This window comes from Roseateles sp. P2_H4 (assembly GCF_056403315.1).
The window spans coordinates 104,995-112,491 of sequence record NZ_JBFUFR010000023.1 but is presented as its reverse complement, the minus strand read 5'-3'; the positions used below and the strand labels follow the sequence as shown (position 1 = coordinate 112,491).

Here is a 7,497-nt window from a genome sequence, read left to right as displayed (position 1 = left end):
GCCCCGCGACGGCCGAGCGCTGGTGGGCCGTGCGGCTGGCGCTGGGCACCCAGGGCCGCCCGCGCACGCTGCGCGACCTGACCGGCGGTGCCGTCCTGCCGCCCGGCCAGGTCAGCTGCGAGCTGCGCCTGGACGACGTCGCACCCGGCATCGCGCATTGGGCCGAGGTGCTGGTGCAGGCACCCGCCAGCGCCAGCCTGCGCGCGCTGCTGGCGGCGCGGCCCTCCATGACCTGGCTGCTGTGCAACCAGGCGCTGTGGCCTCGGGAGGAAGCGTGATCCGCGTCGATGCCGATCTGCTGCACGCGCTGGGTGAACTCGGCGAAGCCCTGGCCATCCTCGACGGTGATTTCCTCGTCGCGTTGAATGCGCCCATGCAGGCCCTGCTGCCCGGCGAAGTCGGTGGCCTGGCCGAGGACTGGGCCCAGCCGCTGCATGGCCTGGCCAGCGCGCTGGTGGCGCCGCTGGGCGCGCGCACGCGCTGCGGCGTCAGTGGCGAATACGTGGCGCAGCGCGTCGCGCTGGATGCCCGCCATGTACTGCTGCGCCTGGATGACGAGCGCGAGCGCCTGCACCATCTGCAGCGCCAACTCGACGACCGCGAGGGCCTTCTGTTCACGTCGCGCTCGCTGACCGTCAGCGAAATGGGCAGCGTGCTGGCGCACGAGCTCAACCAGCCCATCGGTGCAACGGCCAATCTGCTGCGCGGCCTGAAGCTGCGCCTGGCGCGCCGCCACCCTGACGACACCGACGAGCTCGCCGCGCTGGACAAGGCCGTGCAGCAGGTCACCTACGCCAGCCAGATCATCGGCCGGGTGCGCGAGTACACGCAGTCGCGTCAGCCCAAGACTGAGAGCCTGGACCTCGTCGCCCTGGTGCACCAGAGCCTGGCCCTGCTCGACTGGGACCTGCAGCGCGAAGCCGTGCGCCTGCTGCTGCGCCTGCCGGACCGGCCGGTGCGGGTTCAGGGCGACGCCGTCATGCTGCAGCAGGTGCTGATCAACCTGCTGCGCAATGCGCTGGACGCCTTGCGCCTGGACAGCCCCGCCGAGCCGCAGATCGACATCGAGCTGGTCGTCGACGGCCCCCGCGCCGAGCTGCGCGTCAGCGACAACGGCCCCGGCATCACGCCGCAGACCGAGGCCCGCCTCTTCCTGCCCTTCAGCTCCACCAAGCCCAATGGCATGGGCCTGGGCCTGTCCATCTGCCGTTCGCTGATCGAGATGCACCAGGGCCGGCTCTGGTTCACGCGGCGCGACGCCGGCGGCTGCTGCTTCCACTTCGCGCTGCCCGTGATGGCGGCGGCGACATCCACCCCCACTCTGGAGAGGACGACATGACCCCTCGGCAAATCTACGTGGTGGACGACAACCACGAGTTCCGCGACTCGCTGCGCTTCTGGCTCGAAGGCTTCGGCTGCCAGGTGCGCGACTGGGGCGACCCGCGCGACGCGCTGCAGTCCCTGGCCCGCGTGGCCGTGGGCACGACCTGGCCGGAATCGACCTGCCTGATGCTGGACGTGCGCATGCCCGAGCTGTCGGGGCTGGACCTGCACGACGCGCTGCGCGAGCGCGGCATCCACCTGCCCGTCATCTACATGAGCGGTCATGCCGACGTGCCGCTGGCGGTGGCCGCGATGCAAAAGCGCGGCGCCGTCTCCCTGCTGGAGAAGCCGCTGGACGACGTGGCCCTGAGCGCGGCCCTGGACCGCGCCTTCGCGCCCACCGACGTGGACAGCGGCATCGACACCGAGGTCGAGGGCTCGCGCGAGGAGTTCGAGCGCCGCTCGCAGACGCTGTCGCCACGCGAGCGCCAGGTGCTGTCGCTCGTCGTCAAGGGGCTGATGAACAAGAACATCGCCGACGAGATCAAGCTGTCGCTGAAGAGCGTGGAGCTCTACCGCTCGCGCGGCATGCGCAAGATGAAGGCGAAGTCGGTCACCGAGCTGACCCGCATCATGGTGAGCCGCCGCGCATGAGCTTTTTTCCGCAAGCCCTGACGCAGGGTTCGACCTGGCACTATCTGTGCGGCCAGGCCCGGCTGTGCATCACCGCTGACGATTTCGAAGCGGCGGATCTGGCGTCCTGCGCCGCCGAGGCCGCCGTCGTGCTGGACCTGGCGGGCGAATTGCTCGACGCGCTGGCGGCCGCCGGTCTCGTCGCCGCCGCGGACGGCCAATGGGTGGCGCAGGCTGGCGGCATCAGCGCGGGCGGCGCCCAGGCCAGCTGGCGGGGCGCCGAGATCCACGCGCAGCTGTCGCTGCCCTGGTCGACCCTGCGGGCGCTGGCCGAGGCGCCCGACGTGCCCGGCCTGCAATGGCAGGCGACCGCGGCGGAATGCCTGCTGGCGCAATGGCAGCTCAGCGATGAAGAGCTCGCCGCGCTGGAACCCGACGGCCTGCTGCTGCTCGAAGCCGCGCCGGCCCACCTCCTGCGAGCCCGCGGTGAAGCGACGGCGGGCGCGCCCTGGCAGCTCGTGGCGCGTTGGGATCAGCCGCTGGCGCTGGACACCGTGATGGGCTGGCGCGGCCCGCAGCCCGCGCTGCCGGCGCAATGCCTGCTCATCGACGCCACGCGGCCCGACGCGGTGCGTGCCCGCGGCCGCCTGCTGCCCTGGGGCAGCGGCCAGGCTTTTCGCATCGACGCGATCTGAGCCATGGATCTCAGCACCTTCACCCCGGCCTCGGCCCTCATCACCGTCGTCCTGCTGGCGCTGGCGCCCTTCGTGGCCGTCATGGTCACGTCCTTCACCAAGCTCGTCGTCGTGCTCAGCCTGCTGCGCAATGCCATGGGCCTGCAGCAGGTGCCGCCCAATGTCGTCATGAACGGCCTGGCCCTGGTGCTGAGCATCTACGTCATGTACCCCGTGGGCGTGGAGATGCAGGAGAGCCTGAGCGCCATGCCCACCACGAGCAAGGCGTCGACCAGCCAGATGCTGGCGGCGGCGGACGTGGCCAAGGAGCCGCTGCGCGACTTCCTCATCAAGCACAGCCGGCCGCTGGAGCGCGCCTTCTTCCTGAAGACGGCGCAACGCAGCCTGAAGCCCGAGCAGGCCAAGGAATTGAGCGAGCGCGACTTCCTCGTCGTCGTGCCGGCCTTCACGGTCAGCGAGCTGACGGTGGCCTTCGAGATCGGCTTCCTGATCTTCCTGCCCTTCCTCGTCATCGACCTCGTCATCTCCAACATCCTGATGGCCATGGGCATGCAGATGTTGTCGCCGACCACGGTGTCCCTGCCCTTCAAGCTGCTGCTCTTCGTGCTGATCGACGGCTGGGTGAAGTTGACGCATGGCCTCGTGTTGACTTACCAGACATGAACAGCGAAGTCATCCAACTCACCCAGCAGGCCCTGTGGCTGGTGCTGCTGCTGTCGGCGCCGCCCATCCTGGTGGCGGCCATCGTCGGCCTGTTGATCGCCTTCGTGCAGGCCGCCACGCAGCTGCAGGAGCAGACGGTGCAATACGTGGCCAAGTTCTTCGCCATCGTCGTCACCATCTTCATCACCGCCTCGCTGCTGGGCGGCAGCCTCTACCGCCTCGGCGACAAGGTGTTCAGCGAGTTCCCCGGCTTGGTCAAGATCCACCACTGATGCTGGAGTTCTGGATCGGGCATCCCACCGATGCCGTCCTGCTGCTCGGCCTGTCGACCATGCGGGTGGCGGTGGCCTTCCTGCTGGTGCCACTGTTCACGCAGGACCTGATCCCGACGCTGATCCGCAACGCCCTCTTCGTTGCGCTCGGCCTGCTGGGCCTGCTGGTGCAGGAGATCAAGCCCATGCAGATGAGCGGCTGGCAATGGGCCCTGCTCTACGGCCGCGAGGCCATGCTGGGTGCGGCGCTGGGCTTTCTGTTCGCCGGGCTGATGTGGTCCTTCGAGATGGCCGGCCAACTCATCGATACCAAGGTCGGCTCGTCCCAGGCCCAGGTGCTGGACCCGCTGTCGGGCCACCAGACCTCGCTCACCGGCGCCTTCCTCGCCCGCCTGGCGAGCTGGGTCTTCATGGCTTCGGGCGGCTTCATGCTGTTCGCGGCCCTGCTGCTGGACACTTTCGCGCTGTGGCCCGTCCACGGCGCCTGGCAGCTGCTGCCGGCGGGCATGCTGGCCTTCGAGGCGGAGTTCGGCCGCATGCTGCGCCTGGCCCTGATGGTGGCGGCGCCGTCGCTGGTGCTGCTGTATCTGGTGGACGGCGTGCTGGGCCTGATCAACCGCTATGCCCAGCAGCTCAATGTGTTCAGCCTGTCCATGTCCATCAAGGCCGTGGTGGGCCATCTGGTGCTGCTGCTGCAGCTGGGCAGCCTGGTGGCGCTGATGAACGAGGAGTTGCTGGCGCGGGCCAGCGTGGTCAAGGATCTGATGAAGCAGTTGTTCGGCTGACGCTCGACGAATTAGGGGCAGCCGCAATCGCCTTGGCGGCCGACCGCCGCTAGGCTGACAACCATTCTTCATCTCACACCCTTACCGCCATGATCGGCGCTCCGCTGTCATCCTCCACCTCGCTGTTCTCAGCGACCTCGCTACGCCCGCTGAGTACGCCTGCGGCGCCGGGATTGCCGGGTGGCCCGGCATGGCTGGACGGACTGGGTGCCCGTGGCGCTGCCACGCTGCGTGCCGACGTGGCCGTCGATCAGCGCGGGCTGTCGGTCCAGCAGCACGCCGAGCGCGTGCTCTCGGCCCTCATTGGCTGAACTGCTGACGCAGCCGCGCTGGGTCGAGGCCGCGCAGGCCCTGATCGGCGGCTGCCTCGATCTCGGCCCCCGGCAGGATGGGGCCGTCGCGCTGCTGGAGGCCGTCTGCACCGGCCTGGGTGACCAGCTCTACCCGGCCTTTCTGCGCGTGCTGGCCGAGGTCAATCTGCGCGGCGAATATGCCGCCCGCGCGGCCGTCGCCCAGACGCTGGCCCAGGCCCTCAGCCAGGGCCGGCTGCCCAGCGGCTCGCGTGCCGCCTGGGGCTCGCAGCAGAGCGGCGCGCTGCGCCGCAGCCTGGGCCCCATCGAATACCTCTGCCTGGCCGCCTGGCCCCGCGCGGGCGAATCCAGGGGGCCGGCCGAGCTGTCTGCCGAGCAGTTCCAGACGCTGGCCAGCGCGGTGATGGAGCTGCTGGACTGCGACCCCGACGCCCGCCGGCTCTACGCGGACCACCTCGCCGCCGTGGCCGACGATCCGCTGGACGGCACCATGCCGCGCGAGGTGCGCGCTGCCTTGCGCACGCTGGCCCAGGGCTGGCGCAGCCACCCGGACGCCAGCCAGGCCTGCTCGGCCTTTGTCGCCAGCCTGGGCCGCGCGGCGCGCTGAAGCCCAACGGAATATTTCATTCCTTGTGGGGGACGGCGGCGGYCCGCTAGATTCGCCGCCGTGAAAGCAAACTCAAACGGCCACGGTCTCCGTCAGCCGCACAAAGCTGCCGTCGGACAGCTGCATGCGTATCCAGCGCATGCGGCTGCGCTCGATGGGCATGACCGCATCGTCGGAGGCCTCGGTATCGAACTCGACGGCCTCGGGGCCGGGCTCGTACCAGCCCAGCTCGTCCAGCCGCGCCTCGTGCGCGACGATCTGCGGCGTCGCATAACGCCACAGCGCGCTGCCCATCAACTGCGTGCCCGGCACGCGGCAGTGCAGCTCGCGCGGTCGCGACAGCGCCAGCAGGCGATGGCTGAAGTCGCAGACCAGGTGCATGGGCGTCTGGGCCGTGCGCACCAGGCGGCCCAGCGCAAAGTCGGCGGCACTGTCCAGCCTGGCCGCCATCAGCACCCTGAGCTCCTGCTGCTCCTGCAGCGACGGCGCGGCCTGGCCGCTTTCCCAGCGCGAGACGGTGGTCTGGGACACCCCCATCAGCTCGGCCACCGCCGCCTGCTTGAGGCGACGCAGCGAGCGCCACAGGCGCAGGCTGCGGCCGATCTGGCGGGTGTCGGGAATCAGGGCGTGGTTCATCAACGGCAGCGGGTCGAATCATGATGAGGGCGCGGACCCGGATTTTCGTCTACTACCTCTGCGGCGTCTTCGCGGCGGCCCAGCTCGGCAAGCTCGCCGCGCTGGCGCCGCTGATCTCGCGCGACCTGCACCTGGGCCTGGCCGCGATGGCGGCCCTGACCTCGCTGCTGGAAGTGTGTGGTGCCCTGCTGGGTGGCGCTGCCGGCAGGCATCTGCCGCGCCTGGGCCTGCAGCGGAGCCTGGCCGTCGCCATGCTCTGCCTGGCACTGGGCTCGGCCGGGGCGGCCCTGGCGCAGGACATGCCCATGGCCGCTGTTGCAAGACTCATCGAGAGCATGGGCTATCTGGTCACGGTGGTGGCCGCGCCGGTGCTGATCGCCCTGGCCGCGCCCGCCCACCGCCAGGCCGCGGCCATGACGCTGTGGGGCACCTTCGTGCCCGTCGGCATGGCGGTCGGCGCCGCGGCCTATGCCTATGCGGCGGGCTTGAGCGACTGGCGCTGGGCGCAAGGCCTGAGCGTGCTGGCCGGCCTGGCCCTGGGCGCCAGCCTGGTCGGCATGCAGGCCGCCGCGCCACCGGCCGCGTCGCCAGCCGGCTTCGAGAAGAAGCAGCACACCGGCGCAACGCTCTGGATGCTGGTGGCCGCCTTCGGCGTCTACGCCATCAGCGAGGTGGGGCAGCTGGCCCTGATGCCCAGCCTGCTGAAGGAGGCCGGCATGTCGCTGCCCGAGGCCGGCACCTGGACCGCGCTGGCTGCGCTAGCCAATGTGCCCGCGGGCGTCATCGGCGCCCGGCTGATGCGCCACGAAGCCCTCGTCGGCCGCGCGCTGGTGCTCTGCCTGCTGGCGACCGGCGCGCTGTTCCCGCTGGTCTATCAGCTGGGTGCGTCGCCGCTCCGGCTGGTCGTCATGGCCATCCTCGTCAACCTCGTGTCCGGCGTCTTCGCCAGTCTGGTCTTCGCCTTGCTGCCCCGCGTGGCGGGCAGCGCCGAGCGGCTCAGCCTCGCGAGCGGGCGGCTGACGCAGTTCGGCGCGTCGGGCGCCCTGCTCGGGCCGCCCCTGATCGGCAGCGTCGTCGAGCACTGGGGTTGGCAGGCGGCGGGGTGGGCAAGCCTGGGTTTGTCCATCGTCGCTGCGGGGCTGGTACTGCGGGCCGTGGCCCATGGCGCGGCCGGGAGCGCGACGGCGGCTGGGAAACTTGTCTAGTTCGCTTTGCAGCGATTGCTGCCGGTCGCGTGCATCGCCTCAGAGGTCAGGTCTCGGCCATAAGCGGAAGCTCGTTAAGGGTCGCTTTGCGGCTGGCCATCGCGGCTGTGCCATCACTTGTTGAGCGTCATCGCCAATGTTGGCGGTCCAACGCGGGACTCATCTCGCGCTGCAGGGCCCGCCAGACCCGCAAAACCTGCGCACATCCATGGTTGCCCATCCGTGAACACAAGAGAGACTGCCTTCGGCGGGTCCCTTACGTCGAACGTGAGGCGCCATGGAAGCCTCCCAGTAGTTGGGTACAGGCGCAAAAGCTGAAGTGCCCATGTCGATTCTGCTGCGCCTCGCTCGTCGTACAGGTATCACA

Annotated in this window: 11 protein-coding genes; 10 read left to right on the top strand and 1 reads right to left on the bottom strand. The window is 70.0% G+C overall.

Translation table 11 applies throughout. The features are described from left to right. The 9 genes from AC1DW3_RS18265 to AC1DW3_RS18225 form a co-directional block, all read left to right on the top strand. The coding region (locus AC1DW3_RS18265) for a hypothetical protein (RefSeq protein WP_477933474.1) at positions 1–278 on the top strand (278 nt) is incomplete at its 5' end. After that, positions 275–1,339 (top strand): sensor histidine kinase, encoded by a 1,065-nt coding sequence (locus tag AC1DW3_RS18260; RefSeq protein ID WP_477933472.1) that lies wholly within the window; start codon positions 275–277, stop codon positions 1,337–1,339. The genes AC1DW3_RS18265 and AC1DW3_RS18260, both read left to right, overlap by 4 nt. Next, positions 1,336–1,977 (top strand): response regulator transcription factor, encoded by a 642-nt coding sequence (locus AC1DW3_RS18255; RefSeq protein WP_457388452.1) that lies wholly within the window; start codon positions 1,336–1,338, stop codon positions 1,975–1,977. The genes AC1DW3_RS18260 and AC1DW3_RS18255 overlap by 4 nt, the downstream gene beginning before the upstream one ends. Then, positions 1,974–2,651 carry a hypothetical protein gene (locus tag AC1DW3_RS18250; RefSeq protein ID WP_477933470.1) on the top strand — a complete coding sequence of 226 codons (678 nt, stop codon included), beginning with the start codon at positions 1,974–1,976 and terminating at the stop codon, positions 2,649–2,651. The genes AC1DW3_RS18255 and AC1DW3_RS18250 overlap by 4 nt, the downstream gene beginning before the upstream one ends. Before the next feature lie 3 nt (positions 2,652–2,654). After that, positions 2,655–3,314: a type III secretion system export apparatus subunit SctR gene (gene sctR / locus AC1DW3_RS18245; protein WP_477933468.1), complete on the top strand. Its 660-nt coding sequence runs from the start codon at positions 2,655–2,657 to the stop codon at positions 3,312–3,314. Further along, positions 3,311–3,586 (top strand): type III secretion system export apparatus subunit SctS, encoded by a 276-nt coding sequence (gene sctS, locus AC1DW3_RS18240; RefSeq protein WP_477933466.1) that lies wholly within the window; start codon positions 3,311–3,313, stop codon positions 3,584–3,586. Before sctR ends, sctS begins: the two co-directional genes overlap by 4 nt. Then, the gene (gene sctT, locus AC1DW3_RS18235; RefSeq protein WP_477933464.1) at positions 3,586–4,371 is read left to right on the top strand and encodes a type III secretion system export apparatus subunit SctT; all 786 of its coding nucleotides are present in this window, start codon (positions 3,586–3,588) and stop codon (positions 4,369–4,371) included. The genes sctS and sctT overlap by 1 nt, the downstream gene beginning before the upstream one ends. Positions 4,372–4,460: 89 nt before the next feature. Then, positions 4,461–4,682 (top strand): hypothetical protein, encoded by a 222-nt coding sequence (locus tag AC1DW3_RS18230; protein ID WP_477933462.1) that lies wholly within the window; start codon positions 4,461–4,463, stop codon positions 4,680–4,682. After that, positions 4,675–5,289 (top strand): hypothetical protein, encoded by a 615-nt coding sequence (locus AC1DW3_RS18225; RefSeq protein ID WP_477933460.1) that lies wholly within the window; start codon positions 4,675–4,677, stop codon positions 5,287–5,289. Before AC1DW3_RS18230 ends, AC1DW3_RS18225 begins: the two co-directional genes overlap by 8 nt. A 72-nt stretch (positions 5,290–5,361) precedes the next feature. Here AC1DW3_RS18225 and AC1DW3_RS18220 read toward each other — a convergent pair whose 3' ends face one another. Further along, positions 5,362–5,925 carry a helix-turn-helix domain-containing protein gene (locus AC1DW3_RS18220; protein ID WP_477933458.1) on the bottom strand — a complete coding sequence of 188 codons (564 nt, stop codon included), beginning with the start codon at positions 5,923–5,925 and terminating at the stop codon, positions 5,362–5,364. A 23-nt stretch (positions 5,926–5,948) separates the two neighbouring features. Between AC1DW3_RS18220 and AC1DW3_RS18215 the strand changes: the two genes are divergently transcribed. Next, entirely contained in the window at positions 5,949–7,130 is a 1,182-nt protein-coding gene (locus AC1DW3_RS18215; protein WP_477933456.1) for an MFS transporter, read from the top strand. Positions 7,131–7,497: the final 367 nt, after the last annotated feature.